Source organism: Algoriphagus sp. (assembly GCF_024305035.1).
In the GTDB taxonomy this organism is placed as follows: domain Bacteria; phylum Bacteroidota; class Bacteroidia; order Cytophagales; family Cyclobacteriaceae; genus Algoriphagus.
In genome coordinates this window covers 51,905-74,253 of the sequence record NZ_JAMWZB010000007.1, presented here as the reverse complement: position 1 = coordinate 74,253, position 22,349 = coordinate 51,905, and the positions used below count along the sequence as shown (strand labels likewise).

Sequence of the window (22,349 nt, the reverse complement as noted above, 5' to 3'; positions counted from 1 at the left end):
TGTCGGTGTTGCAATGGAAGCTACTAGGAATGTGGCTTTGAGTCATGGCTGGAGTTTGTTTTTTGGTCTTGTCAGGTAATTAGTGGGTTGGAAGGAAAGTAAAAGTCTCACAAGGGTTGAAATCGGCCCTTGTTAAAGGAGCTTGTCTGAGGAGTTTCATTAGGCCTTGGAGTTTATGCCCATCCGACCCATGGCGAGATACTGACCATCGATTAAAGGTTGGGGTTTGATTTCCAAGAGTAAGCCCTGAGCATTTTTTCCTTGGGAAAGAACGATGTCGTTTTCAAAACGCAAGGGACATTTCCCATGAGTTTTGTAAGGGGCTACTGTGGTATAAATCGAATCTAGAAGCTCCTGAGAGAAATAAAATTGTGTGGTAAATTGCTCTTGCTTATTGATCACCACCAAAGCATGAATGTGAGGAACCCTTCCCTCATACCAGCCCGGAATAATCGTGTCAAATGTCACCCATCCAGTAGGGTCTGTCCTTTGCATCCCTCTGAGAAATCGCGTGTCGTTTACCGGGTCTACATGAAGTTGATCATTTTTGAACGTTCCGTTTTTTAGCCCAAATACCATCGTTTCCCATACATCTCGGGCAATTTCTTTCGGGTAACCGCTATAAACCCCATCCCCGTCACAATGCCAGATATCTACCCTCGCATTTTCGATAGGCTTGCACTCGGGGTAGCGAGTTACTTGTAAACGTAATTGCAGTTTTTGACCGATGCGGTCATCAGTTAGCTCTCTTCGTTCGGGTGATGGGAAATAAAAAGGTCCTTCTACCTGCTGGGAAGTCATTAAACAGATGTTTTCTTCGGTAGTCAGGGAAGAGGTTAATAATTCGGGGTCAAAATCACCTGTGAAAAATAGACGCTTCACAATCGATCTACGCATGATCCAAGTAGTCACTCCTCCTAAGCCAAGTGCTCCAAGGACAAGTAGGAAATTCCTTCTTCCTTTATTTTTTTGCTTTTCCATTTTTCATGAGTTTGGTTTAAACTAGTCAGGGTAAATCCATTGCTTATGTTTTTAGATTAATTGTGAAGGTGGTACTTCCGGGGGATGATTCCACCTCCAATTTTCCTCCATGCGCTTTCACAATATCATAACTCAGCGAAAGTCCTAATCCTGTGCCTTGCCCGGTAGGCTTGGTCGTAAAGAAGGGTTGAAATATTTTGTCTTTGATTTCAGAGGGAATGCCATTCCCATTATCACGAATAGAAATCGCTATATGATCACCGAGATTTTTGGATGTGATTTTTATTTGAGGTAGATAGTTCTCGGTCCTGCTTCCTTTTTTCCTTTCATTCACGGCATAGAATGCATTATTGATCAGGTTTAGAAATACCCTGCCTAGGTCCTGCTTAGTTACATGAATCGAGGGAAGTGAGGGGTCCAGTTCGGTAAAAAATTCCGCATTGAATGATTTGTCTTTAGCCCTTAAACCATGGTAGGAGAGTCTAAGGTACTCGTCTAAGAGAAGGTTGATATTTGTTTCCTCCTTTTCTCCACCACTCACTCGGCTGTGCTGTAACATCCCTTTTACTATGGAGTCTGCACGCTTGCCATGATGGTTGATTTTGACGAGGTTTTTTGCAATACCTTCTAGGATTTCTGTTTCCACCACTTCATCTCGCTCTGCTTTCGGCAGGAATTTTTCTGCTTTTAATTCATCTACGAGTTCGTTGGCTAAATCAGAAAAATTAATCACAAAATTGAGGGGATTTTGGATCTCATGGGCGATTCCGGCGGTGAGCTCTCCGAGGGAGGCCATTTTTTCGCTTTGGATCAATTGCTGCTGTGCTTCTTTTAGTTCATTGAGTGTTTTTTCTACCTCCAGCTTGGCAAGTTCTAATTTTTTAAAATCTTCATATCGGGCAAAAGCCGTAGAAAAAGCCTCACCAACCATGTGTACCACCTGCATGTATTCCTCCGAAAATTGCTCCACGTTTCCCACATACAACATGCCTTGAACAAAGGGTAAGTAGTGTAAAAAAAGTCCTTCTTTTGGAATGTTTTTTAGGTAATGGTCTCGGGTGGAGATAGAGCCATTTTCTAGCAGGGAATCGGCTAAGGCAGAAAATTTTGTCTCATCCCAGTGGCTGATGTAGACGGTACGCTTTCTCCAATTCTCAATGATTTCAGCCATGATGGGAGTATCAAAGGGAATGTGGAAGGCAGTGATCGCTCTTCCATCAGGGGTAGATAGAAAGGTATGAATCTGTTTTTCGACATTATCCATGATGAAGACCCCACAGCGAACAAAGGGTATCCCTAGAAATTGTAATTCTTTCCAAATTAATGGTGTAATCAACTCCAAATCCTTTGAGGTTCGCATAGAGGCTATTTCCGCCCTCACACGATTCAGGGAAGCTTGCTTGTCGGCAATTTTCTTTTGCTTGTCCAATTCATTCTTTGCCTCCTCTATTTGCCGCTTTTGAATTTCCATTTCCTTAAGACTGGCGTTAAGTACGTTGGTGATTGCGGCCTTATCTATCAGCGTTCTATTGTATTTAAACTCTGCGACATCAATAGTTTTCTGTACTTTTTTTAAAGCCATTAGCAAAGACTCTTTTTCCCTTTCAGCTAGGGAGGAATCCGCTATTATTTTTGTGATTTGTTCCAAAGAAGTGAAATTATAGGATAAGATTTAGCTGGCTCAAAGTCATGATTTAGTGTAGGTTAACCTGATTTTATTTTCAAAAATATGTGAGCTTTTAAGAATAAGGGATGGGTAATTTTTTTGAATAGTTTATGCATCTATTTCCTTTAGGATAACCATCGAACAGGTTTCGTTATGAAAATCACAGGTGCTGTTTTCCGTCGCGCCGATTTCACCATAAGTAAAAAAGCCGATTAAAGGCTTATCCCAAATCGCCTGTATCATGCCCGCCTCATCCCCGGTCAAAGGTCCCAGAGCCATGTGCCGGGCTTTGCAGGAAAACATGATCAAAGCGTCGGCTTCTGGAATAGTTGGCTTGAGGAGGCTGATTTTATCCGCGGTTTTTTCGATCAAATCAAATCCCGGCTGTACCGAGAACTTTACTTTGCTCCCCTGAGGAATTCCACCCGCAAAAATCAAAGCTCTACTGTCAATATCCACCATCAATGGGGCACGGAGAACCGTATTGCCATTGTCTTTCTTCATCTGAAGGGGATATTGGGCAAAGTTGGTAGCGATTATTTCGGCTTTGTTGTCTACGCTTTCGGTAAACTGGAAGTAATTCACAAAAACATCCACGGCTGGCTCATCATCGATGGTATAGACTACATTTCCTTCGGATTTCGTGATCGTTTTTTCGATCCCAATATTATCCCAACCGCTGGTGGCCAGTCCTTTGATGTTGATTTTGTCTCCATCGATGACAAGGCCTATCAATCCATTGGAGGATTCTTTTTCATTGGTGAATACATAGGTCGAGGTCATGGTTAGATCATCAGCCGCCAATCCCCCAAAGAGTGGAATACTTGGGTCAAAGGAGTGAAATCCATTGATGATATTCTCCGCATCTATGGTTAATCCACTCGAAATCACAATGACGGATGGATTCTGGAAAGTTGCTTTTGAAAATTTGCTAAGCTTCTCAGCCAAGGATAAGGTGTCTGAGGACTCTTCAAAAAAGAGGGCAAAATGTTCCTTTTTGATATCCAAAAGCAAAATGACAGCTGACTGCTCCAGTACTTCATCATTGATGATCTCTCCGGCCGATGTAGCACCCACTAGTGCGATATCCCTGCTTTTGAAAAAATCTCGAAGGGCTGCTCTATCTTGGGAAATCGAACAAAATAGAATAGCCAATGTCGGTGCAAAGCCGTCCGAGGTGGCTTCGGCAAATCGCTGCTTGATTTGATCGATGGATTCTCCTGATATGTTTTTGGCTTTCATGGTTAGGTTAGTTTTCTGGAGTGGGATTGAAATTTTCTGACTGAAGCTTGCTCAGGCAGTTGCTGATGTTCTTGATCATGATCTCCATGAGTTGAGGGATGAAGGAACCCTCTACCGTATTGGTAAGCCATGGATTCATGATCGTGGAGATGATAAAGTTGATGGAGCTATCGGGTAGATTGTTCACACCGATTCTCGCCCTAAGGCTATCTACCAGCACATCCCCATAGCCATCACGAGTAAAGGCAGAGGAAGTCACTACGATCTCTGTGTCTTCGGTATTGTCTTCATAGGGTTTGAAGCTAAACATCTTGTAAATCGCATCATTGAATTGATTTACCTTAGCCATATCCGAGTTTTTGCTTCGGTCGGCATTATAAAAGTTGAAGAGATAGGTGACAATGGTTTGATCCCCACCCAGTTCTTTGAAGAGGGCAAAAGCCTCCGGATCAGCCATGATTTCCTCATTGGTTTTGATGACTATGCGATCTCGGATAAATTCGTATTGAGCTTGGACTTCAGCTTCGCTTTTTCCCTGTTCAATAGCCGGAATAGGGATCAATGGGACGACGAAAAAGGGAAGGTTCTCGATATTCATACAGACCAAAGCAGCGTAAAGTCGCTTCGCATTAAAGAAGCAGGCTCCAGATAGTCTTCCGTATCCGGTCGAATTAGGACGGATCACTTTGTGGCTGAAGTACACGGCCGCAGCTGCAGCTCCCGGTTTGGAGCCTTCCACTCCATAGACGCCGACTGTAGGGTCTACTCCTCCATGATAGACGACAGGCGCGGTGAATGACACCAAGTTTCGCATAGCCGAATTTCGGTAGCAAAGTCCACCGGCAGGGTAGGGGACATAGCCGGATTTGTGCGGATCGATGGTGATAGAGTCCGCCAACTGGATGTTTTGGTACTGCAATTTCACGTATTCACTCATAGGTAGTGTGGCGATTTCACTTTCTTCTATACTAGCAAATAGTCTGGGGTCACTTTCGTCCGGACTGTTGAGCATGGTTTTAAAATATCCCCCCCAAGCAGCATCAGCATGGACGGCAAATTCCAAACCTTTCCTCCGGAATTCATCCCGAACGGCCAGAATATCTACTAAAGGATCAACAGCACTCTCCTCTGTGGTTCCGATGATGGCTACGACATTGAGCACGGGGATTTTATTTTCCAAACAAAATTCTAGCTCTGAGCGGAGGTGGTTGATGTCCATGTGGACTTTTTCATCCACTTGGATGGAGCGCATATTGGAAGATCCGATGCCTAAGATGGCGGCACCTTTGGGCCAGGAATAATGTCGAGCAGCCGAGCAAAAACTCACAGGCACATTTTTGACCTCAGTCATGGAATTTTGAAAAATCTCATAATACCCCAGATTTTGGACGGTATAGTTGGCGATAGCATTCCCGATGACAGTGATGTCCAGATCGAATTGAGCAGAGATTTGATTGGGGATATCCAGGATTTCATCGATGGGAAGATTCAAAAGCGACCAATCATCAAGAGTGATTAGGGGTTTGGATTCTCCGCTAAGTAATTTGACCTCAAAGCCTTTTGCGCAAGAAAGGGCCGCTTCATTTTGTAGGGCAGCTCGCACGCTGATGGGGTAAAATTTCAGGTTTCTGGCCATCCACAAACCTTCTAAATTGGCAACTGAGCCATCACAGGTAATGTGACCCCAACCCGTGATTCCTTTGGTAGTAACCACAGGGTCATTGCTAGAGGTAGGAATGGGGGTGACTTCATATCCAAGTAACTTACAGAGTTCGTTACCGACATGCATTTCCAAGAGGGTAGTGACAGGGGAAGCCTCGGCTGCGACATTGTTTTGATTGTAGAGCAATGCGGCGAAGTAGCCTAAGATGCCTGGTGTGGTGGTGTCCCAAAGCATGTGACCGATGGACCGCATGCTAAAAAAAGTCCCAGATTCCTGAAGCTGCTGTAGTAGCTTGATGTATTCTTCCTTCATCATGCTGACCGTATTCTGAAAGGAAGGGGAATTTTGAATGGCTTCGTTTAGATAGTCTGGATCTTGGGGGAAATAGTCTCTTCGGAACTCCACATGGAATTTGAGTGCCAGTTGGAGCATCTCTAGCATGGTGGAAGCATTGGTGCCCCGTGATCCTAGAAATAAGGCTTCGAGTGCTTCAGCTCCCGAACCTTTCAGCTGGATTTTTTCCGATTGGGGGAGTTCGTTATGAGCATGAAGAAGATTTTTCGCAAAAATAGCCGAATGATGAATAGTGGATGTTTTCATGATAAAAGGTTTAGAAATGGATGAATACTCAAATAGGATCTCTAGTTTGACGCCCTGCATTAGTTTCTGAGTGAGGCGCCAAAGCTTTCTTTTTCAGGTTCAAATGAGAAGAATATAAATTCATGTGAAATCAGTAAAAAGGGAATTGTAGAATTTCCTTTTCGGAATGAAGTCATGAATACCCCTTCTTGATTTAGGATAATTTCATCGCTTGAGCTTGGATGAAAAATTGCGTGGATCAAGAAATAAGTAAAACGGTTGGTTTGTTTTTCAAGTACAAAAATTTGTATTACCAAAATACAATAATCCGTTTGAAATCAAATCATAAATTTTCTGATTTTCATGTATTTATCGGATCTATGTTTTTGGGATGCTTAGAAAAGTTCAATTTATCTAGTTTAAAGTAGAAGATTTGAGCTTTTATGTGAAGCCGTTTTACAAACCCATGTACGATGCTCTTGAATATAGAATCTTGCGCGTAGTCCCCAGAAAGATTTGGGACGAAACCTCAATTTTATCGTCCCAATTACCCTAAAAATTTTTCCTATTCAGCATGGAGTATTCTCCATCTATGGTTTGGAATTAAGGGTTTTCTTGAATTGAAAAATGAAATAAATCATTGAATTATCTGACAATATCTTAAAGCATTTCTTTCCTGAGCCATTCCTGTGTTTTTTTCATCCCCTCTTCGAAAGAAACTTGGGGAATCCAACCGATCAGTTTTGCCGCCTTCGTATTTGGAAAATCTTTCTTGGAAGTAGCCATTTCGATAAAGCCCGGATCAATTGGGGTTTTGATGCCAGGGATTTTATTGGCGAAAGCGAGTAATCGGGCCAACAAAAGTGGGATACTTTTGAGTTTTTTACCACTCAAATTGGCGTAGTTACTCATAAACTCCTTCCAAGTGGTGAGTCCATTTGATAGGTTAAAAGCTTCGCCTGCTGCTTGAGGATGGATGCCACAAAGAATTATCCCTTCCACGACATCGTCGAGGTACACCGGATGGAAATTTCCCGATCCGTTTCCAAATAAAACCGGCTTACCCTGAAGGATTGCTGAAAACATCCCCTCAGACCAAACCCCATGGCCTGGGCCATAAATCATGGTCGGACGAACGATCGACAGTTCCATTCGGTAAGCTGCCGCGGTTTCAATGGCTCGTTTTTCGGCTTCGGCTTTCGTTTTTGGATAAACCGATGAGTGGGTCAGGGCCAAAGGAGTGCTTTCCTCAACTCGGGTCAAATTGCTCAAATCGTAGGCACCCACGGTGCTTACATGGACAAACCGGGAAACTCCTGCTTCTGCGGCTAGCCTGACCAGGTTTTCGGTGGCATGGACATTTACTTTTTGGGCTAAGGCGAGATCAGGAACTAATGCCGCTGCTGTGTGGAAGACGATTTCCTTTCCTTTGACCACGTTTTTTAGTGCTTCCTCATCTAAGATATCAGCAGTTTGGAGTTCCACTCCTATGTTTTTTAAATAGGAGACTCGGTCGAGATTTCGGCCGATTCCGGTAACCTGTGCTTCCTCCTGTGTAGCAAGTAATTCTGAAAGTCGAGATCCTACAAAACCTGTTGCTCCGGTAACTAAGACTGGGGTATTTTTTAGTGATTTCATCAGTTTATAATTTGCTTTTAGCGATCAGATGGAATCTCGAATTGTTCCCCGATATATCGGGGCATCTCCCTGTGTGTCGCCAGCGTCGTGCTCGATTTCATGTGTTTCCTAGCATTTTGAATCAATGAAAGTAGTCCGGTTTTAAGAAGCTATTCCTTGTGAACAGGGGCTTTTTAGTTGATGCTTCCTGCTTATTCTTTGGTTAAATAATGATTGAACCAGCTCAATATCGAAGCACTTTTGCTCATCAGCATACTGGGTCGATTCACTAAGCCATGGGAAGCATTCGGGATACGGACCATCGCCGATTCTACTCCTTGGAGCTTTAATGCGGTATAATATTGCTCGGACTCTGAAATGGGAGTTCGGAAATCCTTTTCTCCAGTGAGAAGCATGGTGGGTGTGGTCACATTGCCCACCAGAGAAAGTGGAGATCTTCTCCAGTAGTTTTCGATATCTTCCCAGGGCATGGCTCCAAACCAGTATTTCCCAAAAAAGGCCGCCCCATCCGCGTGAAGGACAAAACTCGTCCAGTTAATGACCGGCTTGGCAACCACAGCAGCCTTAAACCGATCGGTTTTTCCCACGATCCAAGCAGTCAACACGCCACCACCTGACCCTCCGGTGACAAATAAATTCTCCGAATCAATGTAGCCTTTTTCGATGACGGCATCTACTCCGGACATGAGGTCCTCGTAGTCATGATTGGGATAATCGTGATGAATGGCATTGCCAAATTCCTGACCGTAACCAGTACTTCCCCTCGGGTTGGTATACAACACGACATAACCTGCGGCCGCATAGGATTGGATTTCGTAGGCAAAGGACGGTCCGTACATGGCAAAGGGACCGCCGTGTATTTCCAAAATGAAGGGATACTTTTTATTGGGGTCAAAATCAGGTGGCGTGACAATCCATCCTTGGATTCGTTTGCCATCAAAGCTAGATTCCCACCAGATTTCTTCGGTTTGGCCGATCTTCCGGTAAGAAAAAAGATCCTCGTTGACTGCGGTCAGGCGATTGGTTTCTCCTCCTATCCACACAGCCAAATCTGCGGGGTGCTCAGGACCGCCTTGGGTAATGGCAAAACGATCATTTTTTGAAACCGTAAATGTGCCCGCATTGTAGGGCCGGCCTAGGTCAAGGCCTCCCAATCCTTCGACTACCGTACGGATTTTCCCAGTTAGAGCCACATGGCCGATTTTAGTATCGCCAAATTCATCGTATTGAAAATAAATTCCTTTACCATTGGCCTCCCATTGGGGATTTCCTGCATCTCGGTCCAGTTCAGCTGTCAGGTTTTTGACTTCAGATCCATCAGTATTCATTACATAGAGATTGGTGACTTGATAGCCTTGGAAGCTGTCGTCATATCCGGTGAAAGCGATCATTTTACCATCGGGAGAAAGGCTGGGGTTAGAGTCCGGACCAAATCTGGATGTTAAGGCTGTGATCGCTCCACTCGCTAAATCGAGTTGGTAGATTTCCGAATTTGCCGGCTCCAATTCTGAATTTTCGTGAAGATTGGCAGAGAAAAAGAGGCTTTGGCCATCGGCAGACCAGATGGGTGATCCATAATTTTTAGCATCAAAAGTTCGCTGTCTTGCCGTCCCTCCACTAAGTCCAATCGTAAAAATCTGGGAATGACCACTGGGAAGATAACCTGACCCGTCTCCTCGATAGTTGAGCTCCTCGATAAAAATCGGGGCTTCGTTCCATTCGGCGCCTTGGGGTTTAGAAGGGATACTCAGTAATGATTTTTTGGATGTGGGGACAAACTGGGTGAAGGCCAAATTCTGTCCATCTGCAGACCAACTTATAGCCCCAGGTGCGTTAGCTGAATTGGTTAGAGCTACGGATTCTTTGGTGTCTAGGTAGAGTACAAAAAGTTTGACCCGCTCGTCTTGGGCATTGGACCGATAGGCGATTTTAGTTCCATCTGGAGACCAAACTGCACCGAAATCCCGCTGATTGCCTTGCGTAAGCGGTCGATTTTGACTTCCATCTGCATTTACCATCCAGAGATTGGAGTAGTCCCGGTCGGTCATGATATCTTTAAAATTCCGCGTATAGATGATTTTGCTACCGTCAGGTGAGATCTGTGGATCACTGACATACTCCAGGTCAAAGAGATCGGTGAGTTCGAGATTGGTTTTTTCTTGAGCTTGTACAGTGCCCAAACAAAATAGCGCGAGTAGTAAAAGATGGAAATGTGTTTTCATCGAATTAATGGTATGACTTTCAATAATTTATTTTTCTCAGTGAGCGTGTTCTAATCGGTGCTTTTTTAACACATCCGCTCCAAAATCCCTTCCGTTTTCCCGAAAGATCGTGTGGATATGATTAGCATTGTCCAGGAACCCCACATTATCATATTCGATTAGAAAATCCGGACTATGGATGAGGTAATAGTGGGGCTTCATGGGTTCGTAGCTTCCGATCCAGGCAAAATACACTTCATCCATTCCCCGGGCATGGAGTGTGGCCAAGTGCTCTGCGGCTTTTTCCGGATCGAGATTTCCGATGTATTCTTCAATCAAATAGTGGAGAATGGTTTGCTGTCCTTCGGTGAGTTCGGAGCCTTTAATGCCCTGAAAATCCTCCAGCCACTGTGGGCGATCCGGGCTGGTGATGATATCCCCGGGCACCTCTTCGGAAAGGGTCGCTTTTGCTTTTTGTGTTTCATTTAGTGAATTGACAAACCAAAACCCGTAATCTTCTTCTTTGCTCAGTGGTCTCAGACCTGCATACTGCGTGTCTTCCACGACGGCAGGATCAGAGCCGAAAAACAAAGGAGTCATGGTAAATTCATTTCCGACAACGGTCAGATTGATGGAAATGTGGTGCCCTTCAAACTTCAGCCCCCACCATTCGTCTTCGGCCGGATTGCCCGATATCAAAAGGTAGTAATTGCCATAGTCCCAATTGAGCCCTCGAATCATTTGGATGGCCTTGTCAGGGATCTGTCCTCGACTGTGCTGGATTTCAAAAAGTTCGTGGAGTATATCATCTACCTGCATGATCGCAAAGGTTTTGAGATAGCCCTGCGAACTGAAAATCCCGCTCAATACCTGATGAAAAGCCATCTTACTTTCTGCTGAAAGTTCGCCATAGGCAAGGCCTTTGCGTGGGGCTAATCCGAGTGGGAGGTTGGTCCACTCGGTACGGGCACTGTCTGCAAAGGGCTGCAAAGCAAGCTCTTTTTGGCCTTCGTCTAAGGTTTCAAGGAAACCTAGTGTCTTGGATTTTAGGATTGGGACCGATTGAGCCATTGACTGAATGCTCAAGAGTAAGGCCATTCCAAGGAGGAAAAGGGTTTTCATCTTAAAATGTAAAGAAAATAAAACCGAATCGAACGTGAGATTCAGCGAAATAGAATAGTCTTAAACAAGAGTTGGTCGTAAACTCAACTAGCTGCGCTAAAGCTGTTTACACGTGAGTTAATTGACTAAAAGTTAGTGATAAAAGTCAAGACTTCTAAGAAGAGTCCAATTTTTTTCTTGCAGACTGTGGAGCGTAAATTTGGTTTGTGATGACTTTAGAGCTCGTGTGAAGGCTTAATGTAGAAATACCTGTCAGGTTTTTGAAACCTGACAGGTATTCAGTTTTAATTACCCAATCAATTTGCCCAATAAATTCCGCACTTGACGGACGGATTTGATATTGTAATTGGCTTGGGTATAGGCATAGCCCACTCGAATGGTATAGGCATTTTTGGGCATGACTTTAAACGTGTCTTCATCGGTCCAGTCGTCACCGATGGCCAGGATAAAATCATAATCGCTGCCTTTCATCAAAGCTGTAGCCGCACGACCTTTGTTGATGTCTGGTCGCTTGATCTCCAGGACCATGTTTCCTTCCAATACCTGCAAATTATGTCCGCGGGCCATGTATTTGAGATGACTGAAGAGTTCCCGCATTCGCAAGTCTCCCAGTCCGCTTTCTACCTTGCGGTAATGCCAAACCAAGGAATGATGCTTTTCTTCAATAAAAGCTCCCGGCGTGCGGAGAACGTAATATTCCATCACTGAGCGGATGTCATCTTTCCAGGTATCATCCACCTCAGCATAGAGCTCCCAGTCTCCTTTGTTTTCTTTTCGCTTCACCCAGACCCCATGCTCGGCGATCATGTCGATCTGTTGGCCTTTAAACCAGGTGCCGAGCGTGTCCTTGTCCCGCCCAGAAATAATAACTACCTGGGCGATTTGACTGAGTCCTTTGATGATGGCCTTGAGTTCGGCATCCGGTTTTGCATCGTTGGGATTAGCCACAAATCCGGTAAGCGTACCGTCATAGTCCAAGAATAGTACAGGATTTTGGGCTGCTTTGAATGCTTTTTCGATTTCATTGATCACCTTGGCGTCCACATCCTTTGAAGTGAGTTCGGCCTGCTTTTCCTTGACATGCTCAATGCGGTCGAGGAATACTTTGACCCATTGGAAAATGTCGTATTTTTTGAGACTTTCCTGCATGGAGGAAATCCGTGCTTTTTGCTCCTGTGGCTTCATGGTCAAAGCGCTGTAGATCGCATCAACGACGCCCTGCCGATCATTGGGATTGACTAAGACGGCATCTTGGAGTTCCTTGGATGCTCCGGCCATTTCAGAGAGAATCAATACGCCAGTTTGATCGGTTCGACTAGCTACATATTCTTTACAAACCAGATTCATTCCATCCCGAAGTGGCGTGACCAGCGCAATGTCTGACATATTGTAGAAGGCACTGAGCTCTTCGAAAGGAAAGCTGCGGTAGAAATAGTGAACCGGTACCCAATTGAGCGTCGAATATTCCGAATTGATCCGCCCGACGAGCAAATCAATTTCCTCTTTGAGTTCTTTGTAGGACTGCACTTTGTCCCGACTGGGCACTACGATCATAATCATGGAAACCTTGCCACGAAGTTCCTTGTGATCTTTCAAAAGTTGATTGAACGCATGGATTCGCTGTGGGATTCCTTTGGAGTAATCCAGGCGATCAATAGTTATGATCAGCTTTTGACCGGCAACTTGCTTGGTGAATTCCCGAACGATACTTTGAGTCTTTTTACTCTTGGCCTGTTTGGCAAATTTGTCATAATCAATGCCCATAGGGAAGGAGTCTACATTGATGATGCGATTATCGGCTTGAATATATCCGCTTTCACTGGAGAGTCCGGTAATTCGACCTACTGCGCTCATAAAATGCCGCATATCGTCGTAGGTGTGAAAACCGATCAAATCAGCCCCACAGACCCCTTCTAAGAGTTGTTTTCTCCAAGGGATCATACGGATGATCTCATAGGAGGGAAAGGGGATATGCTGGAAAAATGCAATGGTGGCATTGGGGAGCACTTCCCGTAGCATCTGAGGAAGGAGGAGTAATTGGTAATCGTGCACCCAGATCGTGTCATCGGGATCGGCCTTTTTGAGGATGGCCTCGCAAAATTTCTGATTGACTCGCACATAAGCCTCCCAATGTTCGGCATTGTAGCTCATGTATTGGGTGAAATAATGAAATGCGGGCCATAGGGTTTCATTGCTAAAGCCCTCGTAAAACTGCTCCACATCTTCTTTGGAGAGAAAAACGGGGGCCATTTTAAGGTCGTGAAGCTCGAGAATGATCTCTGCCCGCTGCTCGGGATCATCGACGGTATTTCCGGGCCATCCGATCCAGATATTTTCTCCGGATTTATAAATAGAGCCCAGCCCAGTTGCTAATCCTCCGGCTGAAGGTTTGAATTCAAATCGCCCATTTCGATGTCTTAGCGAAATAGGAAGTCGGTTAGATACAATAATGGTTTTTGCCATAGGTAAGGTGTTGCAGTTAAAAACGTGAAAAGAACAGACCTTTTCAAAAAGGTGATTAGCTAAATATAGGAAAAATGAGCGGGAATGGAAGAGTGGATGGATAATTCATTATGGCTTAACTTTGGCTTAAACCAGAAAAAAAGCCTCCCGAATTTCGAGAGGCTTGAAGGATTAAAGTTTAAATGCCGACTTGATTTTATCGACAAAGTCTAGTTTTTCCCAGGTGAAAAGTTCGACATCCAAAGTGATTTCATCCCGATAGGGAGAAAAGAAGGTTTTGGTGACCACCTCATTCTGTCTTCCCATGTGTCCATAGGCGGCAGTTTCTTCATAAATTGGATTACGAAGCTTGAGCCGCTGCTCGATGGCATAGGGGCGCATATCAAATAGCTCTTCGATCTTTTTGGCGATTTCTCCGTCTGTCATGCCCACATTTGCTGTGCCATAGGTGTTCACATAGATCCCCATCGGAGCGGCTACGCCGATTGCATAAGAAACCTGCACCAGCATTTCGCTGGCTACGCCTGCTGCGACCATATTTTTGGCAATGTGCCGCGTGGCATAGGCTGCGGATCGATCCACTTTGGAAGGGTCTTTTCCTGAGAAAGCTCCCCCACCATGTGCACCTTTGCCTCCGTAGGTATCTACGATGATTTTTCTGCCGGTGAGTCCGGTATCTCCATGAGGGCCGCCGATCACAAATTTCCCTGTTGGGTTGATATGGTATTTGATGTCTGAGGTGAAAAGCTTCTGGATGTCTTCGGAAAGTCCAGCTTTTACGCGAGGAATTAAAATAGAAATCAGATCTGAGTTGATTTTGGCGAGCATCTTCTCCTCCGAGTCAAAATCATCGTGCTGCGTGGAAATCACGATCGCCTCGATTCGCTGAGGGACATTGTCATCGCTGTATTCGATGGTCACCTGTGCTTTGGAATCGGGGCGGAGGTAAGTGATGTCCTTGTTTTCGCGACGCAAAGCGGCCAATTCTTTCAAAATTCGATGCGAAAGATCTAATGCCAACGGCATGTAGTTTTCAGTCTCATGGGTTGCGTAGCCAAACATCATCCCCTGATCGCCTGCACCCTGTTCTTCGGGATTTTGACGCTCCACACCTTGATTGATATCTGCAGACTGCTCGTGAATGGCGGATAGCACCCCACAGGAATTGCCTTCAAACATGTAATCACTTTTGGTGTATCCGATACGGTTGATCACATCCCGGGCGATTTTTTGGACATCCAGGTAGATGTCTGATTTGACTTCGCCGGCGAGGACCACCTGTCCTGTGGTGACCAGGGTTTCACAGGCTACTTTGGAACTCGGATCAAATGCCAAAAAGTTATCGATCAGTGCATCGGAGATTTGGTCAGCAATTTTGTCAGGATGACCCTCAGATACTGACTCTGAGGTAAATAGATATGCCATAAACTTGCGTGCTTATACGTTTTTCAAAGAAAGCCCAAAAATAGGGTTTGTGGGGGAAATAAAAAACCGATTAGGGATGATGGGAATGGGGAGTGTTAACTTTATTAAAATGAAAGTCTAAAGCCAGGGATGGTCTAAGTGTTTTTTTCGGAATTTGAAGAAATGTTGTTTTGAAACTTCAATACAGGTCTTGAAATGTTGTTTTAAAACTACAAGAACATTGAGAGTGTTAATTCTTCGATCTAGTTACTTTTTCAGATCCCGCTGCATTTTCAAATACAAACCTTCTACTCGCTCTCGGGCCCATGGGGTTTTACGGAGAAATTTCAGGCTGGACTGAATTGAGGGGTCATGGGTGAAGCAGCGGATGGTGATTCGCTCTCCGAGTTCCTCCCAGCCATAATGTGCGACAAGTTGCTCCAAAATCGTATCCAGCCTTAAGCCGTGAAGTGGGTTTTTGGGTTGGTGTTCCATGGTGAATAAGGACTTGGGTTTAGTTTGAGGAAGGTAAGGGTTTAAAATAAATTTTTCGTTTGTAGCTTGCTAAAACTATTCAGTTAGTGTTTTTTTCAAGCTGAAAATAGCCAATGGTCCCACTCATGCATTCCAGAAGGATAGCCTCCTTTGACGAGTTTTCGATGACTTTTTGCAATTCCTCCAAAGTATGTGTTTCCTGGTCGTTTGCTTTGATAATCAGTTCACCGAGAGGCCATTCCATTTCATCTGCCTGTGTACCTTGGTGGATATGGGTAACCACCAACATGGGTTTGTCCCGATCGAGGATTTTGAGCATTTCGATTTGGGCATAGGGGTCCACTTCCTGGATGGCCTGAATGATCTCAAAACTAAGTGGCTGAATGATCATCCCAAAAATTTCCAAATAATTTCTTTCACTCAAAATCGGATTGGAAAGGATGCCTTTTTCCGGATTAGGCATGGCCTGGGCTTGAGTTTGGTGAATCTCTCCGGCTCTTAAATAGGTGATGCTGACCTCTTCCCCGATCGGCACCAGCTTCATCACGTCAAAAATATTAGTATGCCGATAAAGCCCTTCTTTGCCGACCACAATACCATGCCGATCAAATTCGATTTGATTGATAGAGAGTATCACATCTCTAGCCTGAAGATTTGCCGCCTCTAGAAACCCATTGGATGCCACTTGAGAAATGATCACTCCCTTCGCTTGCTCTTGCTTCAACAGGGGATTGAAATTTTCTGAATTCTTTTGCAATTTTCCACCTATGCCTGCAAATTGAGGTTCGTTTTGGAGAATAAGGTTTTCGATTATGATTTTCACAAAGCTGGCGGGTGTGATGAAACCGATATTTTCGGCATTGACGACTACGGCTGTATTTACACCCACTACTTTCCCATCCTCACTAATACTTGGACCGCCTGAGTTTCCCGGATTAATCGCAGCATTGGTGACGTATCGCTCAGAACTGAACTCCGAACCTGAGATAAAATTGGTAATCTCTCCTCCGGAGATATTGGGTTCGGCCATGCCTAGGGGATAGCCGATTGCTTTGATGTTTTCCCCTCTTGAAGGGCTTGTTCCCCCTCTGAGCTCCAGGTATTCTATGGGTTGGATCGCTAGTTTTTTAAAGCGAATCAGCTCCTTTTCGCTGAGTTTGATTAGGGCTACATCCGGCTCGAGTTGCTTGACCAAGCCTACGATTTCCGCCTCAAATCGTTCTTCACTTGTCAGCATGGAGCTGATTTCGATCTTCACTGCATTTCTGACGACATGGGCATTGGTCACGATGTATCCCTGGAGATCCTTGTATTTTACAAAAAATCCTGAACCTGACCATATGCTTGGGATCCGAATGGCTGGATTCAAGACGGATTGAATGTCTTCTTCTAGATAGCCCTCAACGAGGATTTGAACGACTCCACTCATCATTTGGCGAGCCACCTCATTGAGTTTTCGGGTTGATTTGGACATGATTTTTGTAGAGAAGGAAAGGAAAGAAGTCCAGAAGTTAGAAAAAAAATTGGCTTTAATCTGTCTGGTTTCGCTCAATTAAATCCCAGAGGTTTCCATACAAATCTCTGAAAACCGAAACAGTTCCATAGCTTTCTTCTGCCGGTTCGCGGATAAATTCTACTCCTCGGGCTGTATATTTTTCATAATCCCTCCAAAAATCATCGGTGTAAAGAAAGAGAAAAACCCGTCCGCCGGCTTGAAATCCGATTTGCTTTTGCTGGATTTCATTGCCGGCTTTCGCCAAAAGCAAGTGACAAGAGGAACCCGGAGGAGCTATCCTTACCCAGCGTTTGGTTTCAGAGAGTTTGGTGTCCTCCAATAGCTCAAAGTCCAAGATTTGGGTATAATAGGCGATGGCTTCGTCATAGTCTCTGACGAGTAGGGAGAGTTGTCCGAGTTGCTGATTCATCTTCAAAATTAAAAATTTCAGAGGCTTATAGAAAATCAATTCTGACATGGCTGAGAAAATGTTTTGTTATCGATTTTTTCACCCATCTCTATTGACCTTTCCCAATATATCCAAAGTCTCCCGCTCTTTTTGGTAGCTTTTTCGAATCACCCAAATAAAACCCAGCCAAAATCCCAACCCAGTAATCAGGCAATAGGCAAAGAAAGTAGAAGAAAGATGAGGTTGAATCGCGACTAAAAAGAAGATCAGACCGACTCCATAAACCAGGTAAGCGATCGGAGTTAGTACAAACTGAATACGCTTTCGGTTTTTATAATAGGTTCGGACTTTTTCCACAAATACCACAGTAGCCTGATGAGGTTGGAGATGGCGGAGCTGAAGTCGGCTCCCCAGCTCCAAAAATACCCGAACTCCTAAGGAACCAAGCATTAGTGAAAGTCCTGTGATCAATTTCCAATCCCCAAATTGGCCGATTTCATAAAAGAAGAGAGCTAAGACAAGCAGCGTGGTTGATAAGATTCCTAAGGTCCAATATTGGTCTTTTTTCAGCTTTTTGAGAGCTGACTTGGCTGAATTCAGAACTTGGTCTGCCTGCAAGATGGGAGACTTTTTCACTTGCGAATTATAAATCAACTGAAGGGGATCAAGGTTTTCCATGGCTGATACAGGGATAAAGTTGTTTTTTGATTCGATGAATTTTGACGCGGAGATTTTCCGAACTCAGGCCTAATGTTTCTTCAATGGTCGCGTAAGAGATGCCCTCTAACACCATCAATATGAGTAGTCGATTTTGAGAGCTGAGCTGATCAATGCAGGCATACATGCGTTGGATCTGTCGTTCCTGTTCAGGATCGTATTCCGAATGAGGTTGAATTGCCAATTCCGCCGATTTTTGGGCTTCTTTCTTTTCTTTTTTCAACTGAAGCAAGCAGGTATTCACGGCAATTCGGTAAATCCAGGTTTGCCAATTCGAATCTTCCCGAAATTGCTTTCTGTGAATCCAAGCTTTGACGAAGGTTTCCTGTAAGGCGTCCTCAGCCAAGACACTGTCTTGCCTGAAATAGCCCAAGCAGAGCCGGAAGACTGCATCCTTGTGTTCCTCAAATCGGGTTTTGAATAGTTTTTCTTCTTCGCTGCTGCTCAAAGCTTTTTTCGATGACTACTGGTTAGAGTATGTTTTTTGGGTATTGTTACAAAATCGGGAATATTTTTTTAGAGTAGAGAAAAATTGAAAGAATGCTGTAACAATTTGAGGGAAGCCCACTCTAAATCAAAAACATAAAAAATGAAAACGACTACGACAACCATGAACGCTCACCAATTAGAATTACTCGACGAGTGGAGAACTGAACTTAGTATACGTTGTAAGAATGGAATCAATTTTATTTTTGCGGCGACCTTGATCTGGGCAGGGATTGCAGTGATCTGGAATTCGGAAATAAGTATTAACCATCAAAGTATTCTCACCTTTTCCATCTCTGGACTGATGTTGCCACTGGCTTGGGTCTTCGGGAAATTGATGAAAACGGCTTGGAATGTGGAAGGAAATCCCCTAAATAAAGTGGGTTTGATTTTCAACCTGGCTCAATTCTTTTATTTCCCTTTTCTCTTTATCCTTTTGGGAAATAGACCCGAATACTTTGCTTTGGGCTATGCCATCATCACTGGAGCGCATTTCTTTCCCTACGCCTGGTATTACAAGACGAATTGGTTTGGGGTTTTCGCTGGGCTGATCCCATTTGGATCGTATATCCTTTCCATTTACTTCCCAGAAATGATCGCGTTGATCCCTACTTTTGTTTCGGGCTGTTTGGGGATTTTGGGACTGGGATTGGTGAGGGATTATCGATTAAAAATCGGGCAAAAGAGTAAGGGAGTTATCCTTTGAAGTTTCTAAAACCTCGAAGGATTCATCAACTCCCACTTAGTTTTTGTGCTTTATCCAAGAAAAATTAGTGTTAAAAAATGATGAATATCTATCTGGCATACTTGATTTTAGAAATTTTTCCCTAGTTTTAGTCATAAACTTTTACATTTTTCCAGAGAAACTATAAAATCAACCAATCAAATTTTGGTCTTGGATGTGGGAATTTGAACTGATTTTACAACAGGTTAAAACTGATAACTGGTTTACAATGAAAAAGTCAATAATTCTATCTGTTTTCTTTGTTGGTCTTCTCTCCTGTAAGCAAAACAACTACCCTGTCGGTATTTTTCCTGAGGAAGCGACCAACTTATCCGTAGTCAATTCTCCATTTGATGATGTGAACTCAGATATGGGGACATTTAGTCATGAGACCAATCTAGTCTTTTCATCCAATCGAATTAATTCCCAACCCAATCACTTTAATTTGGTAGAATCAAAGCTTGTTTTCATTTGGTATCCATCTGATGGATTTCTATCAGTTGAAAAAGGTAGTACCCTTTTTGATACCTGGTTGAGCGATTGGGTTAGAAAAACGGAAACGAATTTCAATGAAAAAGGGCCCTATACCTTCGTTGATTCGAAAGCTGGAGAGATTCTGCTCTTTAGTCGGGACAATGCCGAAGGTATTTACTCCATCCTATCAGAACCCCGGGAAGAAATCTCACAAGAAATTGATGGTGCTGAGGCATCATTTAGGCTAATGGAAGATGGATCGAGTGAGATGTACCCCTCCTTTTTTGGAGCCGATTATTTGAAAGGAGCAGGAGTTGAAAGCCAAGGCCGACCCGAAAAAATGCTTTTTAGCTCGGATCGGGATGGGGCATTTGATATCTACGAGGTGGACCTGCCGAAAAGCGGGTCCGTGCTGGAATATCTCCAAAGTGCCGAAGAAAAGGAGATCCAAAAAATCGGGATCAATACCACGGCCAATGACCACATGCCTTTTGTTTATGGGGACTTGCTGGTCTTTTCCTCAGACCGTCCGGGAGGATATGGGGGCTACGATTTGTATTACTCGTTTCGAAGCGGGGATGGCTGGACCGAGCCGGAAAATTTCGGCCCCAAGATCAATTCCGAATTCGATGAATACAGACCCGTGGTCTCGGATTCTTGGGAATTTGAAAATCAGGTGATGATCTTCTCCTCCAACCGACCCGGAGGATTGGGCGGGTTTGATTTGTATTTTGTGGGAATACCGAAGTTTTAGCAGTCCGGTTTCTGGAGAGCTACCGTTGGTTAACTAAGTCAACTGATTGTGAAATATCAAGAAAAAATTAAGAAAACCCCTGAAAAATACCCAGTTCTGGGTATTTTTCAGGGGTTTTTCTTTATAAGTTCAGCCCCAATTTTCATTCACACAAAACCAACATCCAACCATGGAGAAAAATAAAGGTTTTTCGAAAATTATACTAATGACTCGCTTAACCTGGGGGGGGGCATTCGTTGTACCACTGATTTTGAAGATCAAATTCCTCTCGCTTCAAACTTATCAGGAATAGAAATTCAAAATGGAACGTTAAAGATTCCCTCCTTCGACTGATATGAAGATTTGATTACAGGGAAAGACGGAATGGATGAGTTAGCTTTTGTTAGCTTTCAAGAGAATTTTCAGGAATCGGTAAGGTCTGGCCAGAATCTTAGGATTAGTCAGGAAGGCTATAATGAAATCACTTCCTGGGAAGCACTCCCCTTCTGGAATTATTGGATCAGGATGGGTTTATAATTCTTGAGGATTACCTGATCTTTTTAAATTTCAACAATCGAACAGTTGTGGTTTCGACTAATCTGGAATTAAAGGATAAGATATTGGAAGGGGATGTCGCAAGTGAAGATATCAGGTTGTTTTCCTTTGATGATGATGTGATAGGACTATTGGAGATTAATAGCCCTTCCACATTACCAAAAGCACAATACGATGCACGAATACTGACGACTTATGATCCTTTGGCTTACACTGTTACGAGTGGATGTGTATGGGATAAATGTGATAATTCTAACGATGAGGATAATATCAATATAGAAGGTGTTGCAAATTCTGGTGGAAATTTCACTTACAGGTTAGAAGCAAAATATGTTTACCAAGCTGCTGGCATTTATTTCAGGTTACTTTCCCAATCAAAACACATGAGAAGACCTTCAGGAAGTTTTCTAACTTGGAATGCTGAACCAACGTCTCTTTATCTTTGGTATGACTATGAGTATAAAAGTAAAAAATGAAATAGTAGTTTAATCAAAAGATCTGGTCAGAATAATGTATTCAATAATGTTTTAGAACCAACATATTATAGTTCAAGTAGAGGATTGGAAAGGTTATATGTAAAAACCCAATTTTATGGTGAGCCGGGAGGAAATCATGGATACTCTCCTTCAGGGCAGTTTTGGCAATTTAATTTAACCCAAATCAATGCTGTCCTAAATAAATTTTGATGAGGATTAATTTACCTATTTTTTACAATTCAAGGGATATTTTAAGAGTAATCTGGAAATAGATCCCCCTGGGAGCTTTTCTGCGGTGGTTTATCGTGGTCCTCAAAGGGCCTGTCAAGCCATTTTTGCAGTTCAATTTTGACGAATATGTTCAATCGGATAAAGGCGACAAGATTGGATAGATGCCATCCGAATTTTGCGGTGGCTTTCATGACTTTCAACAATAGGATGGTGATCAATGCAGTCCAAATTTGGATCATTACCGCATTTTTTGAGGTTCCGATAAATGTTTTGATGTGCAACAACTGTTTGATGTCTCGGAAAAACACTTCGATCTCCCACCTGGACTTGTAAAGATCCCCTATGGTCTGTGCAGCCCAAGTGAAGTTGTTGGTGATCAACTCTATGGTCTGCTTGTTTTCCTCATCCCATACAGCTACCCTTCTGAGCTTTCCCGGATACTTGGCCTTGGATTGGGGGTTGGACAGTTCGATCTCTTCGTCTATAAGTACATGTTGGGCTTTGTCTTCAGGCAGTTCCCGCTCTTTAACGGTATGGAATGCCAGGTTGTCTTTGTGCCGAATAACAAAAAACACACCGTTGCTGTCCCAAACGT

17 protein-coding genes and 1 pseudogene (1 of these 18 cut by a window edge) are annotated in these 22,349 nt (G+C 43.7%); 3 read left to right on the top strand and 15 right to left on the bottom strand.

Annotated elements, in window-relative coordinates; genetic code table 11:
* Positions 1-159 precede the first annotated feature (159 nt).
* The 14 genes from Q0L00_RS05385 to Q0L00_RS05320 form a co-directional block, all read right to left on the bottom strand.
* Complete coding sequence (locus tag Q0L00_RS05385) at positions 160-981, bottom strand: hypothetical protein (RefSeq protein ID WP_297335842.1); 822 nt, start codon at positions 979-981, stop codon at positions 160-162.
* A 43-nt stretch (positions 982-1,024) separates the two neighbouring features.
* Entirely contained in the window at positions 1,025-2,563 is a 1,539-nt protein-coding gene (locus tag Q0L00_RS05380; protein WP_297335841.1) for an ATP-binding protein, read from the bottom strand.
* Positions 2,564-2,755: 192 nt separating this feature from the next.
* Positions 2,756-3,889, bottom strand: coding sequence for an FIST N-terminal domain-containing protein (locus Q0L00_RS05375; RefSeq protein ID WP_297335840.1), 1,134 nt, complete (start codon positions 3,887-3,889; stop codon positions 2,756-2,758).
* Between the two features lie 7 nt (positions 3,890-3,896).
* Positions 3,897-6,152, bottom strand: coding sequence for a pyridoxal-dependent decarboxylase (locus Q0L00_RS05370; RefSeq protein ID WP_297335839.1), 2,256 nt, complete (start codon positions 6,150-6,152; stop codon positions 3,897-3,899).
* A 639-nt stretch (positions 6,153-6,791) separates the two neighbouring features.
* Complete coding sequence (locus Q0L00_RS05365) at positions 6,792-7,769, bottom strand: NAD-dependent epimerase/dehydratase family protein (RefSeq protein ID WP_297335838.1); 978 nt, start codon at positions 7,767-7,769, stop codon at positions 6,792-6,794.
* 191 nt (positions 7,770-7,960) lie between these two features.
* Complete coding sequence (locus Q0L00_RS05360; protein WP_297335837.1) at positions 7,961-9,991, bottom strand: S9 family peptidase; 2,031 nt, start codon at positions 9,989-9,991, stop codon at positions 7,961-7,963.
* Positions 9,992-10,027: 36 nt separating this feature from the next.
* Positions 10,028-11,092 carry a DUF3500 domain-containing protein gene (locus tag Q0L00_RS05355; RefSeq protein ID WP_297335836.1) on the bottom strand — a complete coding sequence of 355 codons (1,065 nt, stop codon included), beginning with the start codon at positions 11,090-11,092 and terminating at the stop codon, positions 10,028-10,030.
* A gap of 288 nt (positions 11,093-11,380) precedes the next feature.
* Positions 11,381-13,555 (bottom strand): bifunctional alpha,alpha-trehalose-phosphate synthase (UDP-forming)/trehalose-phosphatase, encoded by a 2,175-nt coding sequence (locus tag Q0L00_RS05350; RefSeq protein ID WP_297335835.1) that lies wholly within the window; start codon positions 13,553-13,555, stop codon positions 11,381-11,383.
* A gap of 171 nt (positions 13,556-13,726) precedes the next feature.
* A complete protein-coding gene (gene metK / locus Q0L00_RS05345; protein WP_297335834.1) occupies positions 13,727-14,980 on the bottom strand; it encodes a methionine adenosyltransferase in 1,254 nt (417 codons plus the stop codon).
* Positions 14,981-15,226: 246 nt separating this feature from the next.
* The gene (locus tag Q0L00_RS05340; protein ID WP_297335833.1) at positions 15,227-15,454 is read right to left on the bottom strand and encodes a VF530 family protein; all 228 of its coding nucleotides are present in this window, start codon (positions 15,452-15,454) and stop codon (positions 15,227-15,229) included.
* Between the two features lie 79 nt (positions 15,455-15,533).
* The gene (locus Q0L00_RS05335; protein ID WP_297335832.1) at positions 15,534-16,928 is read right to left on the bottom strand and encodes a trypsin-like peptidase domain-containing protein; all 1,395 of its coding nucleotides are present in this window, start codon (positions 16,926-16,928) and stop codon (positions 15,534-15,536) included.
* 55 nt (positions 16,929-16,983) lie between these two features.
* Positions 16,984-17,379, bottom strand: coding sequence for a VOC family protein (locus Q0L00_RS05330; RefSeq protein ID WP_297335831.1), 396 nt, complete (start codon positions 17,377-17,379; stop codon positions 16,984-16,986).
* Positions 17,380-17,457: 78 nt separating this feature from the next.
* On the bottom strand, positions 17,458-18,036 hold the full coding sequence (locus Q0L00_RS05325) for a hypothetical protein (protein ID WP_297335830.1): 579 nt from the start codon (positions 18,034-18,036) through the stop codon (positions 17,458-17,460).
* Positions 18,023-18,523, bottom strand: coding sequence for an RNA polymerase sigma factor (locus tag Q0L00_RS05320; protein WP_297335829.1), 501 nt, complete (start codon positions 18,521-18,523; stop codon positions 18,023-18,025). Before Q0L00_RS05320 ends, Q0L00_RS05325 begins: the two co-directional genes overlap by 14 nt.
* A gap of 141 nt (positions 18,524-18,664) precedes the next feature.
* Here Q0L00_RS05320 and Q0L00_RS05315 point away from each other — a divergent pair, with 141 nt between their 5' ends.
* From Q0L00_RS05315 to Q0L00_RS05305, 3 genes are all read left to right on the top strand, one after another.
* Positions 18,665-19,267 (top strand): hypothetical protein, encoded by a 603-nt coding sequence (locus Q0L00_RS05315; RefSeq protein ID WP_297335828.1) that lies wholly within the window; start codon positions 18,665-18,667, stop codon positions 19,265-19,267.
* 247 nt (positions 19,268-19,514) lie between these two features.
* Positions 19,515-20,513, top strand: coding sequence for a hypothetical protein (locus Q0L00_RS05310; protein ID WP_297335827.1), 999 nt, complete (start codon positions 19,515-19,517; stop codon positions 20,511-20,513).
* A gap of 563 nt (positions 20,514-21,076) precedes the next feature.
* Positions 21,077-21,523: a hypothetical protein gene (locus tag Q0L00_RS05305; RefSeq protein ID WP_297335826.1), complete on the top strand. Its 447-nt coding sequence runs from the start codon at positions 21,077-21,079 to the stop codon at positions 21,521-21,523.
* A 251-nt stretch (positions 21,524-21,774) separates the two neighbouring features.
* Here Q0L00_RS05305 and Q0L00_RS05300 read toward each other — a convergent pair.
* Positions 21,775-22,349: pseudogene (locus tag Q0L00_RS05300) on the bottom strand (IS4 family transposase); it runs 672 nt beyond the window's last position.